Origin of the sequence: Rhodococcus sp. Chr-9 (assembly GCF_000801125.1) — a bacterium.
Classification (GTDB): domain Bacteria; phylum Actinomycetota; class Actinomycetes; order Mycobacteriales; family Mycobacteriaceae; genus Rhodococcus; species Rhodococcus pyridinivorans.
The window spans coordinates 90,063-114,602 of sequence record NZ_JTIZ01000043.1 but is presented as its reverse complement, the minus strand read 5'-3'; the positions used below and the strand labels follow the sequence as shown (position 1 = coordinate 114,602).

Sequence of the window (24,540 nt, the reverse complement as noted above, 5' to 3'; positions counted from 1 at the left end):
CCGGAGCAGGTCGGGGACGACGTGCGTCCACACCGAGTGCCCTACATGGGCGCCCAGCGTGACAGACCTGTGGGTACCCGGTGGATGCGGTTACCGAACTCGATCATGCCGGTGGCGTCAGTTCGGCGATCAACGCCTCGACCTTCGCCCGGATCTCGTCACGGATCGGACGCACGGCGTCGAGCCCTCGTCCGGCCGGGTCGTCGAGCACCCAGTCCCGGTAGGACGTACCGGGGAATACCGGGCAGGTGTCGCCGCACCCCATCGTGATCACGACGTCGGAGGTCTGCACGGCGTCGGCGGTGAGGATCTTCGGGTTCTCGCCGGAGATGTCGATTCCGACCTCGGCCATCGCCGCGACCGCAGCAGGGTTCACCTCCTCGGCGGGTGCGGACCCGGCGGAACGGACTGTGATGCGATCCCCTGCGAGGCGACTCAGGAACCCGGCGGCCATCTGGGACCGTCCGGCATTGTGCACGCACACGAACAGCACGGACGGAACGGCGGTCACGACGCACCTCCGGCACGGGCGACGAAACGTGTGCGCAGGGCCAGAGCGACGTACACGAGTGCGACGAGGACCGGCACTTCGATGAGGGGGCCGACGACTCCCGCCAGTGCCTGTCCGGACGCGACCCCGAACGTGCCGATCGCGACGGCGATGGCGAGTTCGAAGTTGTTGCCCGCGGCGGTGAAGGCGAGTGTGGTGGTGCGTTCGTAGCCGAGTCCTACTGCAGCGCCGAAGAGATACCCGCTCCCCCACATGATCGCGAAGTACGCCAGCAGGGGCAGGGCGATACGTACGACGTCGAGTGGTCGCGAGGTGATCTGTTCACCCTGCAGCGCGAACAGGACCACGATGGTGAACAGCAGTCCGTACAGCGCCCACGGTCCGATGCGCGGCAGGAAGGTCTGCTCGTACCAGCTGCGGCCCTTCGCCTTCTCTCCGAATCGACGAGTGAGAGAACCGGCGACGAGCGGGATCCCGAGGAAGATCAGCACGGATTTCGCGATCTCCCACGGGGAGACGTCGAGCCCGGTCTGCTCGAGGCCGAGCCATCCGGGCAGCACCGACAGGTAGAACCAGCCGAGAGCGGCGAACATGATCACCTGGAAGACCGAGTTGATCGCGACCAGCACGGCTGCGGCTTCCCGGTCGCCGCACGCGAGGTCGTTCCAGATGATCACCATCGCGATGCAGCGCGCGAGGCCGACGATGATCAGACCGGTGCGGTATTCGGGCAGATCCGGCAACATCAGCCACGCGAGCGCGAACATCAGTGCAGGACCGACGATCCAGTTGAGGATCAGCGACGAGATCAACAGGGTGCGGTCGCCGGTGACCGTGTCGAGACGGTCGTAGCGCACCTTCGCCAGTACCGGGTACATCATGATCAGCAAGCCGAGGGCGATCGGCAGCGAGATCCCGTCGATCTCGATGAAACCCAGGGCTTCTCCGAGTCCGGGAATCATGCGGCCGAGCAGCAGGCCGACGACGATGGCGGTGCCGATCCACACGGGAAGGAAGCGGTCGAGTGTCGACATCCTGCCCATCACGGGAGTGTCCACCGCAGTTCGCTCACTCATGCGGGTACCTCGGTCGGCTCGATCCCGAGTACATCGGAGAGTTGCCGTAGTGCAGCCGGAACCACCCGGTAGTACACCCAGGTGCCGCGACGCTCGCACTCGAGCAGGGCTGCCTCGCGCAGAACTCTGAGGTGGTGCGAGATCGTCGGTTGGGACAGATCGAACGATCCCGAGATGTCGCACACGCACGCCTCAACGCCGGCATGGCTCGCGACGAGCGACAGCATCCGCAGACGCACCGGATCGCCGAGGGCCTTGAACATCCGGGCGAGGTCGGCGGCGCGATCGCCCGTCAGGGGTTGGCGCACGAGCGGAGAGCAGCAGGCGTCGTCACCCGCGAGATCTTGATTCGACACACGTCTATATTGACAGATGTCGAATCTACGGACGGATCCGGATGGTGAAGCTGCCCGGATCGGACACGGAACAATGGCGGCATGGCCAACTCGCCGTCCGGTGACTCGATGCTCGACCGCGTCGTCCGCATCCTCGAGTCGTTCGACGACACCCAACCCCGCCTGACGGTCGGGAGTCTCGCCCGCAGGTCCGGCATCCCGCAGGCCACGACCTACCGGCTCGTCGGCGAGCTGGTGCAACACGGTCTGCTCACCCGGGACGACGACGGCCGGGTACGGCTCGGTCTGCGCCTGTGGGAACTCGTCGCGCGCAGTGCACCCGCGCGCGATCTGCGGGAGTCGGCGCTGCCCTTTCTGCAGGACGTGCAGTCGGTGGTGCACCAGCACACCCAGCTCGCGGTCCTGCAGGACGACGAGGTCCTCGTCCTCGAACGGCTGTCGGCGTCCGATTCGGTGGTCAACCAGGCCTCGGTCGCGCGTCGGCTCCCCGTCCACGACACGTCGCTGGGCATGTCGATGCTCGCGTTCTCACCTGCGGAGGTGCAGGAAACCTATCGGCGACGACATCCCGAGGTGGAGAAGCGTTTCGCTGCGACGACGAGAGATTTCCGTCGCGCGCTCGCGGAGGTCCGCCAGCGGGGTTATGCGCGCTTCGACGGTGTGCTCGACGAGGGCACCACGGGCATCGCGGTGCCCGTCCTCGCGCGGTCGGGTCATGCCCTGGCGGCGCTCGGCGTGGTGGTGCCCACCGGTGCGTCCCGGCAACAGGCCGTCGTGCCCGTCCTCATGGCCGCTGCCCGCGGCATCGCGCGCGGAGTCGGCGAGCGTCCCCCGGACTGACCAGGTCGTTTTCTCATTGAACGAGAAGTCGACGTGTGCGGTGGGAGAGGCGCACGACACTCGACGGGACGCGAATCGGATATGCGCAGCGAAGGACGAACACATGAACGCAACCCGCACGGTCGTCACCACCGAAGTCGGCATCGTCGGCGGCGGCCCGGCAGGTCTCATGCTCTCCCATCTCCTCGCGAAGGCGGGGATCGACAACATCGTCGTCGAGAAGCGTGATCACGAGACCATCCGGACCACCCACCGTGCGGGGATCCTCGAGCACGGCTCGGTGTCGCTGCTCACCGAGAGCGGAGTCGACACCCGTGTCCTGAACGAAGGGCACCGCCACGACGGCATCGATCTGCGCTTCGGAGGTGAGAGCCACCGCATCGATTTCCGGGACCTCGTGGGTGAGTCGGTGTGGTTGTATCCGCAGAACGAGGTCTTCGTCGATCTGGCCGCCTCGCGCGAACGCGACGGTGGCGATGTGCGCTACAGCGTCTGCGACACAGAGGTTCTCGACATCACCACCGACACACCGAAGATCCGGTTCGCCGAATCCGACGGCAGGCCGGTCGAGATCCGGTGCCGCATCCTCGTCGGAGCCGACGGATCACAGAGCATCTGCCGCAAGGCGATTCCCGGCGACGTCCGCACCGACCACTTCATCGAGTACCCCTTCGCATGGTTCGGGATCCTTACCGAGGCTCCACCGAGTGCACCCGAATTGATCTATGCGCGTTCTGATCACGGATTCGCCCTCATCAGTCAACGCAACGAGTCGGTGCAGCGGATGTACTTCCAGTGCGATCCGTCCGAGGACGCGTCGACGTGGAGCGAGGACCGGATCTGGGACGAGCTTCAGAGGCGTGTCGACGGCCCCGACGGTTTCGAACTGAAGCGCGGCCCCATCTTCGAACAGATGGTCCTGCCGTTCCGCTCGTACGTGTGCGAACCGATGCGGCACGGAAACCTCTTCCTGGCAGGCGATGCCGGCCATACCGTTCCGCCGACCGGTGCCAAGGGACTCAACCTCGCCCTGGCCGACGTCCGGGTGCTCTTCCGCGCGCTCGACTCGTTCTTCTCCACCGGCTCGTCCGACCTGCTCGACGCCTACAGCGACACGGCGCTGCAGCGCGTGTGGAAGGCGCAGAACTTCTCGTACTGGATGACCTCGATGCTTCACACCCGTGAGGACGCAACGCCGTTCGAGAACAAACGGGCGCTGGGCGAACTCGCCGCGGTCGTCGGCTCCCGGTACGGACAGCAGTATCTCGCGGAGGCGTACACGGGCCGGCCCGACCGCTGATAGTCAGGGCGTGCGGGCCAGGAGTTCGTCGAGCCGATCGAGAACCCGCCTGTTGAGGAGGGTGCGGTTGCCCATCTCGCAATGCCCACCCGCACCCTCGGCGTCGATGAACGGGATGAGGGTCACCTTGTCGCCCAATCGATCGACGAACGTTCCTGCACCGCGCGCGAGGGCATCGCTCTCGGCGGCGGTCACCACGACCGGGCACGAGATACGCTCCCCGACCTCGTCGAGCGTGTACGCGTTCATCTCCGCGAACAGTTCCCGGATGTCCGAGACTCCGTTGACCCAGAATCCACGGGCGACGATCTTCCAGCGCAGCGACGGATCCGACTGCACCGCAGCCATGATCGTGTCGGCGTCCTGTGCGCTCATCGAGAGAGGATCGTCGAGGACCTCGGGGGAGAGGCCGAACGCTGCCCCGAGGGCCCGGGTGCCGGCCGCGACGCTCCACTGACCGGGATCGGCGACCACCGCGGCCAGACGATGCTCACCGGATGCTGCGCGCGGCGCGAGATACCCACCGAGACTCCATCCGCTCAGGACGATGCGTTCGGGGTCGACGATGGGGGAGGCCGTCGCATGATCGATCACCGCGCGCACGACCACTTCCCAGTCCGGACGCATCGGCATCTTCTGCTTGTAGAGCATCTCGCCCTGGCCGGGTCCGTCGAACAGGAGACAGTGGTAGCCGCGTCGCAGAGCTGCCACGGCCGATGCGAAGTACATGTCGGTGATCGTGGCGTCGTATCCGTTGGTCAAGACGATGAGCGGCCGCACGCTGTTCTCGTGGCCGGGTGCGGGCATCAGGTAGCCCGGAAGCGTGGTGTCCTCGAACGGAATCCTGGCAACCTTGACGGGTGTGTCCCCGATCGCCAGCCCGGCCTCGAAGGCCGCGACCTGCTTGTCGAAGGCGGCGATCAGACGTGGGTCGACGGGAGATCCGTACAGCGGGTGGTACGCGGTCGCGTAGTAGGCGCTCGCCCGCAGGAACAGCTCGCGTGCCGAGTCGTCGTGCCCGGCGGTCGCGCAGGACTCCGCTTCGGCGACGAGACGGTCCCCGGTCTCGACCCACGCCCGATAGAAGTCCCCGTCGTCACCGTCGCCCACCTGCCGGGCCACTGCGGCGATCTCGCCGAAGTCGGCGCCGCCGTAGGGGATGTAGGCCAGCGGCCAGGTTCCGAACTCGTCGTGCAGATGATCGTGGAACAGCAGACCCATGTCGGTGCTCCTTCGAGCCGAGGTTCACGAATCGGGGTTCTCCCTGCACGGTGACGGCACGATGACGTCACCGCTACCGGAATCAGCGGATTTCACCCTCGGTTTCGTCTAACAGGAGCTTCGGCTTCGCTCTCCTATACGGCTACGAGCCCATCCGGTGCCTTCTTCGCCAGGCGTCCGGCGAGGGCCGCGCACACCAGGAGCTGCATCTGGTGGAACAGCATGAGCGGCAGCACGATCAGGCCGATGGGCTGGCCGGGGAACAGCACGATCGCCATGGGTAGACCGGTGGCGAGGGACTTCGTGGAGCCGCAGAAGAGGATCGCGACACGGTCCTGATATTCGAAACCGAGTCCGCGCGACGAGTACCAGGTGAGCGCGAGCACGATCGCGAGCAGCACCGCGCACACACCGACGAGGGCGAGCAGGCGGCCGACCGAGATCATCGACCAGATACCCTCGTTCATGCCGCGGCTGAACGCCACGTACACGACCAGCATGATCGATCCGCGGTCGACGAGTTTGAGCGGCTTGCCGTGGGCCTTCACCCAGCCGCCGATCCAGCGCCGCAGGAGCTGACCTGCGACGAACGGCACGAGCAACATCAGCACGATGTCGAGCACGGCCGACCCGCTGAAGGTGACGCCCTGGGTGGACATCGTCAGCGCGACCAGCAGTGGAGTCGCGAAGATTCCGATGAGACTCGAGGCGCTGGCCGAGACGATCGAGCCGGGGATGTTGCCGCGCGCCACCGAGACGAGCGCGATGGCGGACTGCACCGTGGACGGCAGCAGGCACAGGTACAGGACGCCGAGATAGAGCGGGTCGCTCAGGATCGACGGCACGAGCGCCTTGGCGGCCAGGCCGAGCAGCGGGAAGACGGCGAAGGTCGTGGCGAGGATCGTCAGGTGCAGACGCCAGTGCTCGAGACCCTCGATGGTCTCCTGCGTGGACAAGCGCGCGCCGTACAGGAAGAACAGCAGCCCGATGGCGATCTTGGCGGCCCAGTTCACGCCGTCGAGTACGACCCCGTCGGCGGGCAGCAGAGCAGCGACGGCGACGGTGGCGAGGATGGCGAGCAGGAACGGGTCGAGCCGTCCGAGCACGGGGATCTTGGAGAGCACGAATCGACGGTACGGCAGCCGGATGTCATTACAGAAGACGGTCGCCACGTTTTCTGTAATCGCGATTCGTGATGAAATGGGGTGGTGTTCGATCCGGTGCACCTACGGAGCTTCCTGGCCGTCGAGCGGGAGCGCGGCTTCACCGCGGCCGCCCAGCGGCTCGGCCTGCGGCAGTCGACGGTCAGTCAGCACGTCGCGCGACTCGAGAAGGAGATCGGGCGCCGCCTGTTCGTACGCGACACGCACAACGTCGAGCTCACGGCGGACGGCGCCGACATGGTCGCCTTCGCCCGCGAGATCCTCGATCGCCACGATGCCGCCCGCAGGCACTTCTCGGAGTCGCCGCTCAGCGGCCGGCTGCGTTTCGGGGTCTCCGAGGACCTGGTGCTCTACGAGCTGCCGTCGATCCTCGCCGAGTTCCGGCGTAGTCATCCCCGCATCGATCTCGAACTCACGGTGGATCTGAGCGAGGATCTGCAGCGCCGTCTCGACGACAACGAGCTCGATCTGGTCTTCGGCAAGCGTCGACCGGGCAGCCGCCACGGTGAAATGATCTTCAGCGAGCGTCTCGTCTTCCTGTCCGCCCCCGATTACGTCCTCGATCCGGACGAGCCGACACCGCTGGTGTCCTATCCGTCGCCGGCCCTGACCCGCGACATCGCGCTCGAGGTCCTCCAGCGCAGTGGGCGCGGTGTCCGCGTTGCGTGCACGACCGACAGTCTCAACGGTCTGCGTGCTGCAGCGCTCGCGGGACTGGGCGTGGTGCTGCACGCCGAGCGGCTTCCACCACCCGGTCTCGTCCCGGTGCGCGATCCCCAACGATTGCTTCCCGGTGCGGGTGAGATCGAGTTCGTGCTCATGGCGCGTCGTTCCGTACTCAGCGGCCCGGAGGCGGCACTGCGGGCGGCCATCCTCGCGAATGCGGATCGTGTGCGCGTGTGACGGTGTCGCGGACGGGTATTCCTGTGCCACGCCCGCTGGGGGCGGCAATGTTCACGCCGCAGGAGGAACCGTGTCCACAGACGCGATCGTGTTGCTGAAGGAAGACCACAAGGAGATCAAGAAACTCTTCCGCGACTTCCGGAAGGCCGAGGGGGAGAAGGAGAAGGGCAAGATCGTCGACAAGATCATCGAAGCCCTCACCGTGCACACCTATCTCGAGAACGAGTGCATGTACCCCGAGGTGCGTTCCCTGCTCCCCGATCTCGAGGACGACATTCTCGAATCGTACGAGGAGCACCACGTCGCCGACGTGCTCGTCATCGAACTGGCCGGGATGAAGCCCGACGCAGAGCGTTTCGACGCGAAGACGACGGTCCTCATCGAGAACGTCGAGCATCACATCGACGAGGAGGAGGACGAGTGGTTTCCCAAGGTGCGCGAGGCGCTCGGCCGTAAGCAGTTGCAGGACATCGGTGCCCGCATGCTCGAGATGAAGGAGGGCGCCCCGCGGTCACCGGCGCAGCCGTCCGCGCTGAAGAAGACGATCGACGCGGTGATCAGCTGACGGTGTGCTGCGGCCGGGCGAGGAAGGCGCCTCGTCCGGCCCGGCTCGCCCGGTAGGCGTCGCGCCGCGTCTCGACGAGCCATCCCGGCCACGGATCGACGAATCCGGGGCAGTGGACGGTCGGATCGAATGACGGCTGCTCCGAATCCTTCTCGGGAAGGTGGCGAGTCAGCGTCAGACGTCCCGCCGCTTCCAGAGGCCCGCGGGCGGAACCCACCAGGAGAGAGAACTCGAGCGGTATCTCGAGTGCCTGCACGGAGGTCGTCGAGGACGGTTGTCGTCCGCGCGGAACGGCGGTGATCCACCGCGGCGCGGGGTCGCTGTCGGTCCGATAGGCCATGAGCGTGCTGTAGCGGGCACTCGACCACGAACGGGCCGGCAGCAGCGCCACCCGGGCCGGCAGATGAGCCGATGCGAGCAGGACGTCCCACGGGCCGGTCTTCGTGGCGAAGCGCACCGCGAGACCGAGCACGTCCGGCATGCCGTCCGGTGTGCCGATGGCCCGCGACACCCGGGCGACGACAGGAGTAGGGCGGGGAATCTGCCGCGGCCACCAGGACGACTCGAGTTCGGCAACCCCTTCGAAGGTCGCACCGCGCGGGTGGAACACGCGCGCTCCGCGCAGCGCGGATCCCACTCGGAACGGCACGGACAGCGCCGACGACAGAGCAGTCATGGGGATGGCATACCCGCGATCCGCCGGTTCAATCGCCTTCGTCACTCCTCACCCCGGCAGCGTCCGATTCGGTCACGATGAATACATGCGTTCACCGTTGCCGGATTATCTGACCGAAGTGCTCCGAGGATGCGCCGACAGTTCGGGCGCCCTCGCCGACTACATCCCGGAACTGGCGAGGGCCGACCCGGACCGGTTCGCCCTCACCCTCGTGACCGCCGAAGGTGCGGTGTACTCCGTGGGCGACGACCACACCGAGTTCACGATCCAGTCGATCTCGAAGCCCTTCGTCTACGGTCTTGCGCTGCAACAGAGAGGCTTCGACGCCGTGCTCGACGTGATCGATGTCGAACCCTCCGGGGAGGCGTTCAACGAGGTCTCGCTCGAACGCAACACGGGCCGTCCGCTCAACCCGATGATCAATGCCGGTGCGCTCGCCGCACACGCCCTGGTGCTCGACGGACGGCAACCCGAGGCCTCGGTGGAGGACATCCGTTCTCTGCTGTCGTCCCTGGCCGGTCGCGAGCTGACGATCGACGAGAAGGTCGCGTCGTCGGAGCTCGAGAACTCCTACCGCAATGTCGCCATCGCCAATCTCCTTCGGGGGTACGAGGTTTTCGAGGACGATCCGGACGAGATCGTCGAGGGGTACATCCGGCAGTGTTCGGTGACAGTGACGACCAAGGATCTCGCGATGATGGCCGCGACGCTCGCGGCGGGCGGTGTGCAACCCGTGACGTGCGAGGAGATCTTCTCGCGGGACGTGGTGCGTCAGGTGCTGTCGGTGATGGCGACCTGTGGGATGTACGACGCGGCGGGGGACTGGCTCTCCACCGTCGGTATCCCCGCCAAGAGCGGCGTGTCCGGAGGAATCATAGGAATCCTACCGGGACAGTTGGGTATTGCCGCATACTCGCCGCGCCTCGACGACCACGGCACCAGCGTCCAGGGGGTCGCCGCCTTCGGTCGTCTCTCCCGCGACATGAACTTGCATCTGATGGACGCGCCGATGGTCGCACACTCGGTGTTACGCAGAAGACATGTCATCGGCGAGGGTGACGAGTCTCTCACCCTCCTCGAGTTGCAGGGCGACCTCCAGTTCACCAGTTCCGAGGGTCTCGTGACGGCCGTGGTCGACGAGCCTGTGGAGACGAAACGCCTGGTCTTCGACCTGTCCCTCGTCCGTACCATCCTGCCGGTCGGCCGAAGGATGTTGCTGGAGATGATCGGTCGGCTCCACCGGGACGGCGTGGAGGTCGTCGTGATCGACCCCGAAGGGCATCTGCCCGAACCCGACACCGGCTACGGCTTCCGACCGCAGGTTCACACCTCGTGGGAGGACCTGGAGGCGCAGGGGTGATAGGGCATTCGGCACGAAAGTGACGTGAGGGACGGCTGTGAAGTTTTCCGGAACCACGGGTGGCGTCCACACCGAGCACTGGGCTACGGTGTCGTGCGGTGTGCCCGAGGTTGGTCGGCGAAAGACGCTCGTACCCCACGAAAGAAGATCCATTCATGCCGTTCCGTGAATCCCTCGTCGTCCCCGGAATCGTCCGGGTAGGAGGATGATGGCGTTGCTGACACGTTCGCCCTACCGCTGCCCCGGAGACGGCAGCGTGATCCACCACGCGTGCGCAGGACTGCTGACCTACTGGGAGCGTCCCGTCGAGGAGCACGTCGCCCGCACCTCGCTGGGTGACACCTACGTGCTCACCACGGGTCCTGCGACCGCACCGCCGATCGTGGTGCTCGCGGGTGGCGATCTCCCGGCGGCGGGGCTGCGTCTGCTCGCCGAGCAGTTCGGCGAGCGCCACCGGGTGGTGCTCGTGGATGTCCCGGGCCTTCCCGGTGCGAGCGCGGGCAGCCGGCCCGACAGCCGGATCCACAGCGTCTACGGCCACTGGCTCGTCGAGGTGCTCGATGCACTCGGCGTCGAGCGGATTCCCGTGATCGGTCTCGGCTGGTCGGCCTCCGTGGCCGCTGCGGTGGAGGATCTTGACCGGATCGAGAAGCTGGTGATCGCGGCGCCGCTGGGTCTCGTCCCGCGCGTCCGGTGGAACCGCGCCCTCATCCCCGGCCTGCAGTGGCGCAACGAGCCCAACTTCGAGAACACCGAGCGGTACCTTCGAGCACTCGCGGGATGCGACTACCGGCCCGACGAACAGACCCTGCGGTGGTCCTGCCGCGTCGGTGCGTATTGCACGTCGCTGACGAACATGCCCCGCATCGATCGGGCCGTGCTGCGCCGCTGGCGCGGGCGTCCGGTCGAGGTCGTCGTGGGAAGCAAGGACCCCCTCGTACAGGTGGACGCGCTGAACAAGCTGGCCGACGACATGGGTGCTCATTTCGTGGCGCTTCCCGAGGTGGGTCATCTCCTCGCGGTCGAGGCGCCGGCCGCTCTGGCGGCGACGGCCGCAGCCGCAGCGGTAACGGAGAACTGAGAACCGGGACTCGGAAGAATCCGGTCCCGGAGAGTGTAGGTCGAAAGTGGCGGTGCCGGGCTGCCCCCGACGGGCGTAGCTGTCAGTCCGGCATCGCCACTTCCGGTCACCCTCCCAGTGGAACCCGAAGGCTCGAGTACCCACACCAGGGCTGCGATAATCCCCGAATTATTACGTTTTGGTCACGGGGACGCCTACGACCGTACCACCTGAATGCTGTGTCGTTGCAGATGTGTGTACCGGCGCGTCACACATCCGCGATTACGGGGACGCGATCACATCACGCCACGGCTCTGTCGGATCACGCCACAGCCGGGCTCCAGTCGACCACCACCGACCGTGCTCCGATGTATTCCAGCAGGTCGCGGACCGGTCCGCCGAAGCGGAGCTGACGGGCGACCTCCAGTTCGTCGAGGTCGTCGCTCTCCGTGCCGACGAGGATCCCATCGATCATGCTGCGGGCCGCGGACACGACGAGCGTCTCTTCCTCGGCCACGCGGACCGGTACATCGTTCTCGCCCGCCACCGCGCCGACCGCCACGGCCACGTAGTCCCTGTCCTCGTCCGCGTCGTGATACGCGACCAGGCGGCCATGCAGCACGGACTCGGGCAGGATGCGGTCGAGCGTTACGCCCGAGGGAACGCGCTCGTCCTCGGGACGGATGCTCGGGCCGGCTGCGGCCGGTGTGGCCGGGGATGCCGTGGGCTGCGCGGCTGCGTACAGGGGTACGCGCCGAGACGTCCAGCCGAAGTAGGTTTCGCGTTGCGCATACATCGCACCTGCGCCTCCTCGATAGGACTTCGTCTCTACCTCCAGTGTGCTCCGGGCCACCGACACGTTTGTCGGTTCCGAAGGAGGGGTCGTAGGAGCTAGTCGCGCGAGGCCCGGACGCCGGGTGAGACGAGCAGTCGGCCGAGGACCGCGAAGAGCGCGAGGATCACCAGCGAGCAGATCCCGGCGAGGGCGGCACCGCCCACGACCAGGGCGTAGTCGCTGCGCGCGAGACCGTCCACGATGGGCCTTCCCACCCCGCCGAAGCTCACTGCCGCGGCGATCGTGGCGGTCGCGACGATCTGCACGGCGGCGGTGCGCAGGCCGACGAGGATCAGCGGCAAGGCCACCGGCAGCTGGGCCCGCAGCAGGATCTGGGACGAGGTCATCCCCATCCCGCGGGCGGCGTCGGTCAGCGCCGGGTCGATCCCGCGGATCCCTTCGTAGGAGTTCAACAGGATGGGTGGGATCGCGAGTGCCACCAGCGGCACCATCACCGGAACGAGCCCGATCCCGTACAGCACGACCAGCAACACGAGCAGGCCGTAGGTGGGGAGGGCGCGTGCGGCGTTCGCTGTGAGCGACACGAGCACACCGCCGCGGCCCGTGTGCCCGGTCCACAGGCCGAGCGGCAACGCGAGGAGCACGGAGATCACGAACGCGAGCAGGGTATAGCCGAAGTGCTGGGCCAGTCGCGTCGGGATCCCGGACGCGCCCGACCAGTTCGCGGAGTCGCCGAAGTATTCGGCCAGATAGTTCAGCAGCGTCGTCATCGGCGCACCTTCGAGGTGCGGTGCATCCACGGCGTGGCGAGACGCTGGACGAGCACGAGCACCGCGTCGACGACCAGTGCCATCACGACGGTCGCGATGATGCCGATGATCGCCAGATCGAGTCGGTCGAGCTGCACCGAGGCGGTGAACAACGCGCCGAAGGCACCCATGCCGATCAGCGCTCCGACGCTCACCATGCTGATGTTCGCGACCGTCGCGACCCGCAGCCCCGCGATGACCGCGGGGATCGCCAGCGGCAGGTCGACGGTGAGCAACCGGCGCGGCGTCGAGAATCCCATCGCCACCGCCGACTGGCGGACACTGTCGGGCACAGCACGCAATCCGTCGACGACGTTCGGGACGAGGCCCGCCAGCGCGTAGACGGCCAGCGGAAGGATCACGGTGGTCCGGCTGATCCCGGTGAACGCGATGAGCATGACGAAGAAGGCAAGCGACGGAATCGAATACAGGACACTGCAGACCGCGAGCACCGGGGCGTACACCCGCGGCCACCGCACGCACGCGAGGCCCAGCGGCAGAGCGAGGACGAGGCCGAGCAGCGACGAGCCGAGGGCCATGACGAGATGATCGCCGAGCAGTTCCCAGAACGTCCCGAGATAACCGGGAATCCGCAAGCTCACCGCAACTTCCGCATCGCGAGCGGAGACGGGGTGCCGGCCTCCCTGTGGTTGTGCGCCGCGCGGACCGCCGCGGTCACCTCTTCGCCACTGATCACCCCGAGCGCACGTCCGTCGTCGTCCACCGCCACGGCATGGCCCGACGGTGAGAGCACGGCCGCGTCGAGCACGACGCGCAGCGGATCCCGCCCGGGAACGAACGGCTTTCCGGCCGGCAGGAATTCCGCATCGGCACTGCCGTCTCGCCACCCCGTCGGGCGTCCGTCGTCGTCGACGACGAGAAGCCAGCCGTCGCCGACGGCGAGTTCGGCGGCATCGCGGGTGACGATCGGATCGGTGCGCAGCGGCAGGTCGGCGGACGAGAAGAACGACATGAGTCGCACACCGCGGTCGACGCCGAGGAATCCGGCGACGAAATCGTCGGCGGGGGAGGTGAGAAGCTCCTCCGGAGTCGCGTACTGGGCGAGCACCCCGCCCGGCCGCAGGACGGCCACGCGGTCGCCGAGCTTGATCGCCTCGTCGATGTCGTGGGTGACGAGCACGATCGTCTTGGCCAGCACCGATTGCAGGCGCAGGAGTTCGTCCTGCAGATCCTTGCGGACCACAGGATCGACCGCGGAGAACGGCTCGTCCATCAACAGGATCGGAGGATCGGCCGCCAGCGCGCGTGCCACACCGACACGCTGCTGCTGCCCGCCGGACAGCTGAGCAGGATAGCGTTGCGCCAGTTCTTTTCCGAGGCCGACTCGGGTGAGCACGTCCATCGCGGTCGCGCGGGCCTCCTTACGGCTCGCGCCGAGCAACCGGGGCACGGTGGCGACGTTGTCGATCACTGTGCGATGGGGGAACAGCCCGGCGTGCTGGATGACGTATCCGATGCCGCGGCGCAGGATCCGGGGATCCTCGTCCCGGACGTCGCGGCCCCCGACGAGCACACGCCCGCTCGAGGGCTCGACCATCCGGTTGATCATGCGCAACGAGGTGGTCTTCCCACACCCCGACGGCCCGACGAACACCGTCAGGGTGCCCGTCGGGACTTCCAGCGAGAGTCCGTCGACGGCGACGGTCCCGTCGGGATAACGCTTCCCGACGTTGTCGAATGTGATCACGTGGCACCGACTTCCGTCAGTTCAGATCGTTCTGCTGCAGCCACTCCTCGGCGACGACGTCGATGTCGCGACCGTCGGTGACCACCTGTCCGACCAGGACGACGAGGGTGTCGGTGGTGAGCTTGTCGGACACGGCGTCGATCTTCGCGACGTGGTCGTCGTCGAGATCGGCGCGATGCACCAGCGGGGTGACGTTCTGGGCTCCGAAGACCGATTCCGGGTCCTCCAGCGCAACAAACGGTTCGGTGCTCAGCGACGGATCGGTGGTGAAGATGTTCGCGGCCTGCACGGTGCCGTCCGAGAGCGCGCGGATGGTGATGGGGCCACCGGTGTCGGTGGGGACGAATTCGCGGAACTCGACCCCGTACACCTCACGCAGACCCACGACACCTTGCTGACGCGTCTCGAACTCGGGCGGTCCGCCGAGGACGAGTTCGCCGGCGACCGGCGCGAGATCGGCGATGCTCACAAGGTTGTAGCGCTGCGCGGTCTCCTCGGTGACGACGAGGGCGTCCTTGTTCTCACCGGGGGCGGAGGCCAGGATCTCGAGCCCGTCCGGAAGGGCTTCGGACAGGGCCGCATTGACGTCCTCCGTCGTCGAGGCGGTGCTGTCGGGGTCGACCCGCGCGAGCAGTGCGCCGTTGTACTCCGGGACGAGCGTGATGGCACCCGAGGCGACCTGGTCGTAGTAGATCTCGCGGCTGCCGATGTTGAACTGGCGGGTGACCTCCGCCCCCGTGCTCTCGAGCGCCTGCGAGTAGATCTCCGCGAGCAGGACGTTCTCCGGGAAGTTCGCCGAACCGACGACGATCGCGCCTCCGTCCGCTGTGTCTCCGGCGAGGGGATCCTCGTCTCCGCCGCCGGAACAGGCGGCCAGGGCGAATACGGACACGGCGAGAAGCGCGGTGGTGCGTGCGAAGCGTTTCACGGGTTGCTCCCTCGGATGCGGCACGGTCGGTTTTCGACTCTATCCCGGCGGATACCCACTGTGCCGGATTTGTCACGAGTGGATCACCAGTCGTCGCCGGCACGCTCCGAGGTCGTGAGGGCGAGGATGCCGCTCTCGAGACGGTATCGGCTCATCGAGTCCAGCGCGGGGGTATAGGCGTGCACGGTCACCGCCGGGACGGGACCGTCGTTGACGACCTCGTGCACGTGCCGATCGTCGAATCGACGCGTGACACCCGTCGACAGATGGGTGCGGGAGAGCGTCACGCGTTGCCCGGGAAGATCTTCCGACCACGGCTGGTCGACGGTGTCCTCCCGGACCTGTCCCTGCGCGACGGCGAATGCACCGGCACTCCCACCGTGATCGTGGATCCCGGTGCGCTGCCCGGGAAGCCAGCTCAGCAACCACACCTCGTAGTCGTCGGCGACGGCGAGCCGGGTGTACCAGCGTTCGGTCTCGTCGAAGCGGACGAGCGGACGCCAGCGGGAGACGTCCGCGGCGATGTCACGGACGATCTCGGCGAGATCGACGCGCACGGAGGGGGACAGAAGAGCAGCAGCCATCGTGGTTCCTCGAAACGGGAGCCGGACGGGATCGTAGGGTCGTCCGGGCAGGGGAAGTGGGTCGGGCCGGGATCAACGACAGGCGCGACAACCACAGAAACCACCGGCGATGCGGACGTAGTCCACATGAAGCCTGCGATGCCGCAGGGTCGCCGGAAGACGCATGTCGCTCACTTCAGCGGCCGGATGCGGCACTGTCAAGATTTTCACTCGTGTGACGTTCGGAACAACCGGGCCGGATTGCGTCGCCGTACGGGCTCGTCGCGCGCGTCGCCGAACAGCAACGGTGCTGCGTACGGGCGGTCCGAACCGAGCACGACGCGGTCGGGGCCGAGTCCGGACGCCACGGCCTCGACGATCTCGGGACCGTACGACGAGGTGTCGACGAACACTCCGGCCGACGGGACCGTCGCCGGTCCGCCGCGCGCGGCCATCCGGTCGGCGTGCAGCGGCGCGAGCCCGGCGAGCATCGCGAACCCCACGCGCAGTCCGGGGAGGCGAGGGGCCCCGTACTCGTGCCAGGCGAACCACGCGGTGTGCATCTGCGCCACGTACGACACCATCGCCGGCCACCACGGCGGAGCCGACGGATCGGCCGCGGCGGGCCCGGGATGCACGAACAGGGGAGCACCGACGCGGTCGAGTTCGTCGAGGAGCGGGGCGCACCGCGCGTAGCCGTCGGCATCCGCCAACGCGGTGGCGGGAAGCTGGAGACCGACGCAGCCCGCCCCGAGCACCTTGCGCAGCGCCGCGGGATCGGGATCGTCGACCGACGCTGCCGCCCACGCCCCGAACGGGTGCGGCAGCGCGAGCACTCCCTCGTGGTAGGCGTCGAGCAGGCCGGCCCCGTCGGCTGCGGGAAGCGTTTCGATCCCCAGCGGGCTCGACAACGACACCAGCGCCAAGTCGATGCCGTCCTGCGCCGCGAGCTCGGCCCGCCGGGCGATCGAGTGATTCTCCGGTCGCACCTCGTACGGGGGTTCACCGCCGAGGTACAGCGTCCATCCGACGAGCCGCGGCGCACGGGTGCGTGCCCGTAACGCAGCGACGAGTGGTGCCGGCCAGACGTGCTGGTGGACGTCGACGCGGGGAACGGTCATGCCGTCAGGATGGCAGACCGCCCGCCCGCTGTCCGTTGTCCGCGTCGCCTACTGTCCCGCGCCGCGGGGAACCCATCGTTCGTGCAGCTGTCCGCGCCGGATACCCGGACTCGTCCCGGGCGTCGCGAGAGCGGGGGTGGGTGCCGAGTGACGGCTTCCGACCACCGGCTGCGATCCGGATGCCGGGTCGGCGTGGAACTGCTCGCCGTACTCCGACGGGGGATCGGGCAGGCGGCGCGGCCGATCGATCCGGTACGGATCGTCGTGGTTCCTGCCGGTTCCCTTGAGCAGGCTGGTCGGCAGGTAGATGCTCGCAGTGATGCCGGCATTGGTGGACGAGTCGAAGGTCGGACGCAGACGCACCGTGATGCCGTGACGGTCGGCGAGACGTGCGACCACGAACAGACCCATTCGCCGTGCGGCACCGGATCCGGTTTCGCCTTCCGCACCCAGCCGCATGTTGATGTCGGCGAGTTCATCTGCGGGGATACCGATTCCGCGGTCGGCGATCTCGAGGAGGAGTCCGCCGTCGACGGCGCGGGAGAACGCGAACGCCACGGTGCTCTCGGGCGGTGAGGCGCGCAGCGCGTTGTCGAGGAGCTCGGCGATCATGTGGACGACGTCGGTGACGGCGCTGCCGACCAGATTGCCGTCGGGCGCATTGCCGATGTTCACGCGCTGGTAGTTCTCGACCTGGGAGACGGACGCGCGCAGGACGTCGACGAGCGGTGTGTCGGGGACCCGGCCGAGACGCTGGCGGGTGCCGGCGAGGACGAGCAGCGAGTCGCCCGTGCGCCGCATGCGGGCGGCGAGGTGGTCGAGTGCGAACAGGTTCTGCAGACGTGTCGGGTCGCGCTCTTCGTGTTCGAGCGAATCGATCAGTGCCAGTTGCTGTTCCACGAGCGTCTTGTTGCGGCGGGCGAGGGTCTCGAGCATCTCGTTGACCTGTCGGCGCAGCTGGGCCTGTTCGCCGGCCAGACGCAGGGCGCCCTCGTTCATGCTGTCGACGGCGCGCGCCACCTCGCCGATCTCCTCGCGGGTGTGGACGCGGACCGGATCGAGTGTGACGGATTCGATCTCGGCGCCGTCCTTGATCGCGGCGAGCGCGGCGGGCAGATCCTGTTCGGCGGTGCGCAGGGTGTCGTCGCGCAGTCGGCGGAGCGGTCGGACGAGCGACATCGCGATCACGATCGCCAGTCCGAGGGCGAGCGCGAGGACGATCGCGATACCGATGGCGTTCTTGAGGGCTTCGGCGCGTGCTTCGGCCGCGAGGTCGTCGAGGGTGGCCACGGCTCGGGTCGCGGAACCGGCGACCTCCTCCTGGTAGATCATGAGGCTCTCGAAGAGCGACCCGCGCAGAGCGGCGACGTTGCCCGCTTCGTTGTCGAGGTTGGCCGTGAGGCTGCGGCGATTCTCGAGCTGGGTCATCAGACCGTCGACCCGGGAGGAGTCGGCGGTCTCGTTCTCGACGAAGGTGTCACGGAGGACGGCCAGTCGCGCGGACTCGACACCGAGGGCGTTGTTCCACATGAGCAGGGCACCGTCGGTTCCGGCGCTCAGCGCGGAGTATGCGAGGACCTGGTCGAGCAGGGACCACTGGGTGTCCCACAGGTCGAGAAGTGTCGCGCTCTCGCGCTGGACGGTGGGGTCGTCCGTGGTGGTGGTGATGGCGCGGTAGGCAGCCTGGGCGCGGCTGACGAATCCTTCGGCGCGCTCGCTGGCCACGGTCGGCGCCAGGGTTCCCGACGACGCGCTGTCGAGCAGGCTCTCGCCCTCGGCGAGCATGCGGTTGATCATCGCCGCGATCTGCGGATCGAGATCCTTCGCGTCGATGTGGTCGCGCAGCGTCGCGGCGGATTCGCGGGCGACCTGGGCGCCGTTGTCGACGGGCAGTGACAGGATCGTCGCTGCCGCGGCGCCGGTGACACTGGTGGCGTAGTCGGCGAGGGTCGGCAGGATGGAGACGTTCTCGGCGGCGGCGCTGTAGGCGTCGTTCTCCTGGTAGAGGTCGTAGACGCGGAGCGAGCCGTACAGGGTCGCTGCGACGATGGGGACGGCGACGACCGCGGTCATCCTGCGCCACAGACGCCAGTTGTCCGGCGTGTACTGCCGGAATTTCCTCATGACACTCACAACGTTTCGCCCCCCGAGCCTCTCTACCTGCCTGAGTCGGCGGCCGGCCGAAACTGGACTTCGGCAAGTAAAGAACTTCGCCTTGGAAATTCGGGCCAGGGCGAATCACGGTTCGCTGCCGTCAGGACGTGGGTCAGAGTAGGTAGTACTTCGCTGCGCTCACAAGATCGCCGTCCAAGTCCGATAGCTGGTATTCGATCTTGTGTATACATCACGGTCGTGCGCTACGATGCCGCCGGAATTTCCCGTTCCGCCGGGTTTCGATGTCAGGGGGGCGCATGGATCTGCGACGGGTCGATCTCAACCTGCTCGTCGTCCTCGAAGTCCTGCTCTCCGAACGCAATGTCACGCGCGCGGCGCGGCGACTGAACATGTCGCAACCGGCGACGAGTACGGCTCTCGCCCGGTTGCGCAAGCAATTCGACGATCCGCTTCTCGTGAAGAGCGGCCGCACACTGCGTCCCACCGTGCGCGCCCAGGCGATCGTCGAACCGCTCCGCGAGGTGCTGCGGACCCTCGAGCGCTCGGTACTGGCTGCGCCCGGCTTCGATCCCGCGACGGATTCACGCACCTTCACCATCATGACCGGCGACTACGCCGCGATCACCCTCCTGCGTCTGCTGGTCCGGGGGAGCACCCCGGCCGGCATCCGTTTCGATCTGCTGCCGTTCAACGGTGCCGGTCTCGATGCCTTCCGCCGGTTCGAGATCGATCTCGCGGTGCTACCGGAACACGTGCTCGAATCCCCGGAGTTCGAGAGCTGCCGGAGGCAGGTCGTGCTGACCGACAGACTCGTCGGGGCGGTCTGGTCCGGCCACCCGTACACCGGCACCAAGCTCACCCGCGAAGTGCTCGGCCGCTACCCGCTGCTGTCCTACGCGCAGTATTCCGACGACACCAACCTCGGCCGCGCTCTGCTGCGTGCGGGGGCGGTGGCCCAGGTCGGCGCGACCAGCGGCAACCTCGCGGTGCTTCCGTACGCCCTGGAGAACACCCGCATGGTCACGTTCCTGCCCGAGCGCTTGGCCCGGCACCTCGCCGAGATGGCGTTCCTGCGCATCCTGGAACCGACCTTCCAGTTGCCGCCCCTGCGCGAATTCGCGGTCTGGCACGCCGAGCGCGATGCGGATCCCGCGCACGCCTGGCTCCGTGCGCAGCTCGACCCGATCGGACGTCGCCGCGTCGCAGCACAGGCAGGCTGACGACGACGAACGCTGCGGACCGGCCCGTTCGACGGGGTTCGATCCGCAGCGTTCGAGTGGATCCGACGAGGTCAGCGTCCCGATCGACGCTGGAGGATCACCGCGATGACCACGACGAGAATCGCGACCACTCCGACCGGCGCGACCCGCGTCGCGACCGATCCCTTCGCGTACTGCATGAGGTCGAGCGGTTCGGCCTCGGGCTGCGGGGGCGCGGCCGGGGAGGGAGTCGTCGACGGCGTGGGAGGCGTCGAGGTCATCGTAGGCGCCGGTGAGGCGCTCACCGGGCTGGGCGGAACCGACTCGTTCGGCCGCAGCTGCGCGGAGTCGTCGTCCCCGGCGCCGGGCCCGACGAATGCTCCACCGGCCGGCTCGTCGCCCGAACCCGCGGCGGTGAGCGGCGGGCTCGCCGGCACGGACTCGTTGGGCTGCGACTCGGCTGCCTCAGCGGTCGCCGCGGAGGAGGAGGACACAGAGGAGGACGTGGAGGAGGCCGCCGCTTCGGGTCCGAGCTTCTTCGACAGGCAGTCCGCGAACTGCTCGAGGATCTTCCCACCGACATCCGAGATCATCCCCCGCCCGAACTGGGCGGGCTTGCCGGTGATCTTCATGTCGGTGCTCACGATGCCGTCGGTGCGGTCGCCGTCGCCGGTGAGGGTGACGGTGATGGTCGCGGCCACCGTGCCGTTGCCTCGGGTGTCCTTCGCATTGGCCTCGATGACCGCCCGGCGGGCGCTCTCGTCCTTCTCGACGTACACGCCGGTGCCCTTGAACGTGAGCGCCACCGGTCCGAGCTTCACCTTGACGGTCCCGGTGAACGTGTCGCCGTCGACCCCGGTGAGCGTCGCGCCCGGCATGCACGGCGCGACCTTCTCCGGATTCAGCAGGGCGGTCCACACCTCGTCGACCGGGGCGGGAACGGACAGTGTGTGTTCGAGTTGCATGAGGTCCTTTCCGAACAAGTGGTCCGGGATCTCGGTGTTCGGCGTGGAGACGCCTAGACCCCGGAGGCAGTGGTGACCGCTCGTTGGGTGAGTACCCGGGCGAGGTGGCTCCGATACTCGGCGTCGGCATTCCCGTCGGTCATGGGAGCCGTGCCGTCGGTGGCGAGCTCGGCGGCCTCCCGGATCGTCTCGGCCGTCGCGGGCTTACCGATCAGCGATTCCTCGACGCCGCGTGCCCGGACCGGGACGGCTGCCATGTTAGTAAGCGCGATCCTCGCCCGTTCGATGGTGTCGCCGGACGCCTGTAGGGTCGCAGCGACCCCGACGATGGACCACTGCTGGGCCGCGCGATGGAACTTCTCGTAGCGCGCAGACCAGCCCGTGTGCTTGGGAATCCGGACCTCGACGAGGATCTCTCCGGGCTCGACCGCGGTCGTGAAGAAGTCCTGGAAGAAGTCGTCCGTCGCGATGGTGCGACGCCCGGACGGACCGGCCACGGTGAAGGTCGTCTCGAGCGCCACGGCAGGCGCCGCGAGATCCCCGGCCGGGTCGGCGTGCACGAGCGACCCGCCGAACGTGCCGCGGTGCCGGATCTGGGGATCGGCGACGGTCGCCGTCGCCTCGGCCAGCAACCGTGCGTGCTCCGCGACGAGCGGGTCGTGCAGCACATCGTGGTGGGTGGTGGTCGCGCCGATCACCAGGGCGTCGCCGTCGTCGCGGATGCCCCGCAGTTCGGGGATCCTGCCGAGGTCGACGAGCACGGTCGGTGCCGCCATCCGCAGGCGCAGGACGGGCATGAGGCTCTGCCCACCGGCGATGACCTTCGCGTCCTCACCGGCCTCGGTCAGCGCGGCGACCGCTTCGTCGACGCTCGACGGGGCGACGTAGTCGAACGGGGCCGGTATCATTTCGTGCCTCCTCGGGCGTCGCGGAGCGCGTGCCAGATCCGCATCGGTGTACAGGGCATCTCGACGTCGGTGACGCCGAACGGCCGGACCGCGTCGAGTACGGCGTTGACGACGGCCGGGGTGGAGGCGATGGTTCCTGCCTCGCCGACACCCTTGACACCCAGCGGATTACCGGGTGCCGGAGTGTCGGTGCGATCGGTGACGAAGGGCGGCAGATCCACCGCGGTGGGTAGCAGATACTCGGCGAACGACGAACTCAGCAACGTGCCCGACTCGTCGTGCACCGCTTCCTCGTAGAGGGCCTGGGCGATACCCTGGGCGAGTCCGCCGTGCACCTGACCCTCGACGATGAGCGGATTCACGACGTGCCCGACGTCGTCGACGCACACGTACTTGCGGATCCGCGCGTGCCCCGTCTCGGTGTCGACCTCGATGGCGCACAGGTGGGTGCCGTGCGGGAACGAGAAGTTGTCGGGATCGTAGGTCGCCTCGGAGTCGAGGTTCGGTTCGACACCGTCGGGCAGGTCGTGCGCGGCGAACACCGCGAGCGCGACGTCGGTGAGCCCGACGGACTTCGAGGTGCCCTTGACGCGGAACTGTCCTGCCTCGAAATCCAGATCGTCCTCGGAACATTCGAGCAGGTGTGCGGCGATCGGCCGGGCCTTGGCGACCACCTTCTCGGCGGCCTTCACGACCGCGATGCCGCCGACGGCGAGCGAGCGGGAGCCGTAGGTGTCGAGACCGCGCGGTGAACTCTGCGTATCGCCGTGCAGGATCTCGATGTCCTCGAACGGGATTCCGAGCCGGTCGGCGACGATCTGGCTCCACGCCGTCTCGTGGCCCTGACCGTGGGCGGACGAACCGGTGACGACCTCCACCTTGCCGGTGGGGAGCATGCGGATCGCGGCGTGCTCCCAGCCGCCGGCGCCGTAGGAGAGTGAACCGAGCACCCGCGACGGGGCCAGGCCGCACATCTCCGTGAACGTGGAGACACCGAGACCGAGCTGCACCGGGTCGTTGCGCTCGCGTCGTTCGGTCTGCTCGCGCCGTAATGCGTCGTAGTCGAACAACTCTCGGGCCTTGGCGGTCGCGGCCTCGTAGTTGCCCGAGTCGTAGGTCAGGCCCGCGACGGTGTCGAACGGGAACTCCTCGTGCTTGATCCAGTTCTTCTCGCGGAGCTCGAGGGGATCCATGGACAGTTCGACGGCGAGCTCGTCCATGATGCGTTCGATCGCGAAGGTGGCCTCGGGGCGTCCGGCGCCGCGGTAGGCGTCGGTGGGCACCTTGTTGGTGAACACGTTGGTGCAGGCGAACCGGTACGAGTCGAACTTGTAGATGCCGTTGAACATGAACGCGCCGAGGATCGGCACACCCGGGGTGACGAGACGCAGGTAGGCGCCCATATCGGCGAGCAGTTCCACCTTCAGGCCCGTGACGGTGCCGTCGCGGCGCGCGGCGAGGGTCAGCTTCTGGACCTGGTCGCGGCCGTGGTGCGCGGCGAGCATCGACTCGCTGCGCGTCTCGGTGTACTTGACGGGCTTGTGTAGGCGACGCGCGATGAGGAGCGTGAGCACCTCCTCCGGCGTGACCTGCAGCTTGCCGCCGAAACCACCGCCCACATCGGGGGCGATGACGCGCAGTTTGTGCTCGGGGAGACCGAGGGTCATCGCGAGCATCAGCTTCAGCACGTGCGGGACCTGGGTCGCCGACCACATGGTGATCTGCGAGGCGGTGGGGTCGACGACGACCGATCGCGGTTCCATGAAGGCCGGGATGAGCCGCTGCTGCCGGAAGGTCCGTTCGACGACCACCTCCGCGTCGCGGATCGCGTCCTCGACGTTGCCGCCGCTGCCGGCCTCGGCGGAGTCGAACACCCATGTCGCGCTGACGTTGGTGCCGAGATCGGGGTGGACGAGGTCGCCGTCCTGCGTCGCGCTCCCGAGATCGAGCACGACCGGCAGGTCCTCGTAGTCGACGTCGATCGCGTCGAGGGCATCGTGGGCCTCGTATGCGCTGCGGGCCACCACGACTGCGACGGCCTCACCCGCGAACCGCACGGTGTCGACGGCCAGGGCCGGGGCGTTCGGGGTCTTCATGTCCTCGGTGATCGGCCACGCGCACGGCAGGCTGCCCTGCTCCTCGGCGAGGTCGGCGCCCGTGTAGACGGCGACGACCCCCGGCTTGCCCCGGGCCTCGGAGACGTCGAGTCCGGTGATGCGGGCGTGCGCGATCGGGCTGCGCAGGATCGCGGCGTGCAGCATCCCAGGGAGCACGATGTTGTCGGTCCAGCGCGTGCGGCCGGTGATGAGGTGCTCGTCCTCCTTGCGGCGGCGTGCCCGGCCGAGTTCGGATTCGCCGGTGCCCTCGTCGGTGGTGGGATCCACGGTGCTCGTCATC

The 24,540-nt window shown here is 67.8% G+C and carries 24 protein-coding genes; 7 read left to right on the top strand and 17 right to left on the bottom strand.

The features are described from left to right. Positions 1-103: 103 nt before the first annotated feature. The 3 genes from QR64_RS05020 to QR64_RS05010 are packed head-to-tail and all read right to left on the bottom strand — an operon-like array spanning position 104 to position 1,943. Positions 104-511, bottom strand: a complete 408-nt coding sequence (locus QR64_RS05020) for an arsenate reductase ArsC (RefSeq protein ID WP_019290558.1) — start codon at positions 509-511, stop codon at positions 104-106. Next, positions 508-1,587, bottom strand: a complete 1,080-nt coding sequence (arsB, locus tag QR64_RS05015) for an ACR3 family arsenite efflux transporter (RefSeq protein ID WP_039584390.1) — start codon at positions 1,585-1,587, stop codon at positions 508-510. Before arsB ends, QR64_RS05020 begins: the two co-directional genes overlap by 4 nt. Beyond that, on the bottom strand, positions 1,584-1,943 hold the full coding sequence (locus QR64_RS05010) for an ArsR/SmtB family transcription factor (RefSeq protein WP_039584389.1): 360 nt from the start codon (positions 1,941-1,943) through the stop codon (positions 1,584-1,586). Before QR64_RS05010 ends, arsB begins: the two co-directional genes overlap by 4 nt. A gap of 81 nt (positions 1,944-2,024) precedes the next feature. Here QR64_RS05010 and QR64_RS05005 point away from each other — a divergent pair, with 81 nt between their 5' ends. Both QR64_RS05005 and QR64_RS05000 read left to right on the top strand, forming a co-directional pair. Beyond that, a complete protein-coding gene (locus tag QR64_RS05005) occupies positions 2,025-2,783 on the top strand; it encodes an IclR family transcriptional regulator (RefSeq protein ID WP_039584388.1) in 759 nt (252 codons plus the stop codon). 103 nt (positions 2,784-2,886) lie between these two features. Further along, on the top strand, positions 2,887-4,083 hold the full coding sequence (locus tag QR64_RS05000; RefSeq protein ID WP_039584387.1) for a 4-hydroxybenzoate 3-monooxygenase: 1,197 nt from the start codon (positions 2,887-2,889) through the stop codon (positions 4,081-4,083). Positions 4,084-4,086: 3 nt separating this feature from the next. Here the strand turns inward: QR64_RS05000 and QR64_RS04995 are convergent, their stop codons facing one another. Next, entirely contained in the window at positions 4,087-5,304 is a 1,218-nt protein-coding gene (locus QR64_RS04995) for an alpha/beta fold hydrolase (RefSeq protein WP_039584386.1), read from the bottom strand. Between the two features lie 134 nt (positions 5,305-5,438). Beyond that, positions 5,439-6,428 (bottom strand): bile acid:sodium symporter family protein, encoded by a 990-nt coding sequence (locus QR64_RS04990; protein ID WP_052227206.1) that lies wholly within the window; start codon positions 6,426-6,428, stop codon positions 5,439-5,441. A gap of 84 nt (positions 6,429-6,512) precedes the next feature. On the opposite strand from QR64_RS04990, the gene QR64_RS04985 reads away from it, so the two are divergent. Together QR64_RS04985 and QR64_RS04980 are read left to right on the top strand one after the other, a co-directional pair. Continuing rightward, the gene (locus QR64_RS04985) at positions 6,513-7,370 is read left to right on the top strand and encodes a LysR family transcriptional regulator (RefSeq protein ID WP_039584485.1); all 858 of its coding nucleotides are present in this window, start codon (positions 6,513-6,515) and stop codon (positions 7,368-7,370) included. A gap of 70 nt (positions 7,371-7,440) precedes the next feature. Beyond that, a complete protein-coding gene (locus tag QR64_RS04980; protein ID WP_006550785.1) occupies positions 7,441-7,935 on the top strand; it encodes a hemerythrin domain-containing protein in 495 nt (164 codons plus the stop codon). Here the strand turns inward: QR64_RS04980 and QR64_RS04975 are convergent. Continuing rightward, positions 7,928-8,611, bottom strand: coding sequence for a hypothetical protein (locus QR64_RS04975; RefSeq protein WP_006550784.1), 684 nt, complete (start codon positions 8,609-8,611; stop codon positions 7,928-7,930). The two genes, QR64_RS04980 and QR64_RS04975, sit on opposite strands and share 8 nt — an antisense overlap. 85 nt (positions 8,612-8,696) lie before the next feature. Here QR64_RS04975 and QR64_RS04970 point away from each other — a divergent pair, with 85 nt between their 5' ends. Together QR64_RS04970 and QR64_RS04965 are read left to right on the top strand one after the other, a co-directional pair. Continuing rightward, positions 8,697-9,971, top strand: coding sequence for a glutaminase (locus tag QR64_RS04970; RefSeq protein ID WP_024102450.1), 1,275 nt, complete (start codon positions 8,697-8,699; stop codon positions 9,969-9,971). A 208-nt stretch (positions 9,972-10,179) separates the two neighbouring features. After that, positions 10,180-11,052, top strand: a complete 873-nt coding sequence (locus QR64_RS04965; RefSeq protein ID WP_006550782.1) for an alpha/beta fold hydrolase — start codon at positions 10,180-10,182, stop codon at positions 11,050-11,052. Between the two features lie 301 nt (positions 11,053-11,353). Here QR64_RS04965 and QR64_RS04960 read toward each other — a convergent pair whose 3' ends face one another. From QR64_RS04960 to QR64_RS04925, 8 genes are all read right to left on the bottom strand, one after another. After that, the gene (locus tag QR64_RS04960; protein WP_039584385.1) at positions 11,354-11,827 is read right to left on the bottom strand and encodes a hypothetical protein; all 474 of its coding nucleotides are present in this window, start codon (positions 11,825-11,827) and stop codon (positions 11,354-11,356) included. A 95-nt stretch (positions 11,828-11,922) separates the two neighbouring features. Further along, a complete protein-coding gene (locus tag QR64_RS04955; protein ID WP_006550780.1) occupies positions 11,923-12,597 on the bottom strand; it encodes an ABC transporter permease in 675 nt (224 codons plus the stop codon). Then, positions 12,594-13,238, bottom strand: a complete 645-nt coding sequence (locus QR64_RS04950; protein ID WP_039584383.1) for an ABC transporter permease — start codon at positions 13,236-13,238, stop codon at positions 12,594-12,596. The genes QR64_RS04955 and QR64_RS04950 overlap by 4 nt, the downstream gene beginning before the upstream one ends. Further along, positions 13,235-14,344, bottom strand: coding sequence for an ABC transporter ATP-binding protein (locus QR64_RS04945; protein ID WP_024102447.1), 1,110 nt, complete (start codon positions 14,342-14,344; stop codon positions 13,235-13,237). The genes QR64_RS04950 and QR64_RS04945 overlap by 4 nt, the downstream gene beginning before the upstream one ends. A gap of 16 nt (positions 14,345-14,360) precedes the next feature. Beyond that, positions 14,361-15,272, bottom strand: a complete 912-nt coding sequence (locus QR64_RS04940) for an ABC transporter substrate-binding protein (RefSeq protein ID WP_024102446.1) — start codon at positions 15,270-15,272, stop codon at positions 14,361-14,363. A gap of 83 nt (positions 15,273-15,355) precedes the next feature. After that, the gene (locus tag QR64_RS04935; protein WP_037217386.1) at positions 15,356-15,856 is read right to left on the bottom strand and encodes a cysteine dioxygenase; all 501 of its coding nucleotides are present in this window, start codon (positions 15,854-15,856) and stop codon (positions 15,356-15,358) included. Positions 15,857-16,062: 206 nt separating this feature from the next. Then, entirely contained in the window at positions 16,063-16,956 is an 894-nt protein-coding gene (locus tag QR64_RS04930; RefSeq protein WP_019290572.1) for an amidohydrolase family protein, read from the bottom strand. A gap of 48 nt (positions 16,957-17,004) precedes the next feature. Next, complete coding sequence (locus tag QR64_RS04925; RefSeq protein ID WP_006550774.1) at positions 17,005-19,080, bottom strand: ATP-binding protein; 2,076 nt, start codon at positions 19,078-19,080, stop codon at positions 17,005-17,007. Between the two features lie 287 nt (positions 19,081-19,367). Here QR64_RS04925 and QR64_RS04920 point away from each other — a divergent pair, with 287 nt between their 5' ends. Beyond that, a complete protein-coding gene (locus QR64_RS04920) occupies positions 19,368-20,291 on the top strand; it encodes a LysR family transcriptional regulator (RefSeq protein WP_006550773.1) in 924 nt (307 codons plus the stop codon). A gap of 71 nt (positions 20,292-20,362) precedes the next feature. Here the strand turns inward: QR64_RS04920 and QR64_RS04915 are convergent, their stop codons facing one another. Genes QR64_RS04915 through QR64_RS04905 form a run of 3 tightly spaced genes read right to left on the bottom strand, consistent with a single transcriptional unit; the run spans position 20,363 to position 24,539 of the window. Beyond that, positions 20,363-21,235, bottom strand: a complete 873-nt coding sequence (locus QR64_RS04915; protein WP_006550772.1) for an SRPBCC family protein — start codon at positions 21,233-21,235, stop codon at positions 20,363-20,365. A 53-nt stretch (positions 21,236-21,288) separates the two neighbouring features. Continuing rightward, complete coding sequence (locus tag QR64_RS04910) at positions 21,289-22,143, bottom strand: FAD binding domain-containing protein (protein ID WP_006550771.1); 855 nt, start codon at positions 22,141-22,143, stop codon at positions 21,289-21,291. Further along, complete coding sequence (locus QR64_RS04905) at positions 22,140-24,539, bottom strand: xanthine dehydrogenase family protein molybdopterin-binding subunit (RefSeq protein WP_039584381.1); 2,400 nt, start codon at positions 24,537-24,539, stop codon at positions 22,140-22,142. Before QR64_RS04905 ends, QR64_RS04910 begins: the two co-directional genes overlap by 4 nt. Between the last annotated feature and the right edge of the window lies 1 nt (position 24,540).

Coding starts and splice junctions, on each gene's coding strand:
- QR64_RS04995 (WP_039584386.1), bottom strand. CDS start 5,304: ATGGGTCTGCTGTTCCACGATCATCTGCACGACGAGTTCGGAACCTGG.
- QR64_RS04975 (WP_006550784.1), bottom strand. CDS start 8,611: ATGACTGCTCTGTCGTCGGCGCTGTCCGTGCCGTTCCGAGTGGGATCC.
- QR64_RS04935 (WP_037217386.1), bottom strand. CDS start 15,856: ATGGCTGCTGCTCTTCTGTCCCCCTCCGTGCGCGTCGATCTCGCCGAG.
- QR64_RS04970 (WP_024102450.1), top strand. CDS start 8,697: ATGCGTTCACCGTTGCCGGATTATCTGACCGAAGTGCTCCGAGGATGC.
- QR64_RS04955 (WP_006550780.1), bottom strand. CDS start 12,597: ATGACGACGCTGCTGAACTATCTGGCCGAATACTTCGGCGACTCCGCG.
- QR64_RS04905 (WP_039584381.1), bottom strand. CDS start 24,539: ATGACGAGCACCGTGGATCCCACCACCGACGAGGGCACCGGCGAATCC.
- QR64_RS04960 (WP_039584385.1), bottom strand. CDS start 11,827: ATGTATGCGCAACGCGAAACCTACTTCGGCTGGACGTCTCGGCGCGTA.
- arsB (WP_039584390.1), bottom strand. CDS start 1,587: ATGAGTGAGCGAACTGCGGTGGACACTCCCGTGATGGGCAGGATGTCG.
- QR64_RS04930 (WP_019290572.1), bottom strand. CDS start 16,956: ATGACCGTTCCCCGCGTCGACGTCCACCAGCACGTCTGGCCGGCACCA.
- QR64_RS05000 (WP_039584387.1), top strand. CDS start 2,887: ATGAACGCAACCCGCACGGTCGTCACCACCGAAGTCGGCATCGTCGGC.
- QR64_RS05005 (WP_039584388.1), top strand. CDS start 2,025: ATGGCCAACTCGCCGTCCGGTGACTCGATGCTCGACCGCGTCGTCCGC.
- QR64_RS04965 (WP_006550782.1), top strand. CDS start 10,180: ATGGCGTTGCTGACACGTTCGCCCTACCGCTGCCCCGGAGACGGCAGC.
- QR64_RS04910 (WP_006550771.1), bottom strand. CDS start 22,143: ATGATACCGGCCCCGTTCGACTACGTCGCCCCGTCGAGCGTCGACGAA.
- QR64_RS04920 (WP_006550773.1), top strand. CDS start 19,368: ATGGATCTGCGACGGGTCGATCTCAACCTGCTCGTCGTCCTCGAAGTC.
- QR64_RS04915 (WP_006550772.1), bottom strand. CDS start 21,235: ATGCAACTCGAACACACACTGTCCGTTCCCGCCCCGGTCGACGAGGTG.
- QR64_RS04925 (WP_006550774.1), bottom strand. CDS start 19,080: ATGAGGAAATTCCGGCAGTACACGCCGGACAACTGGCGTCTGTGGCGC.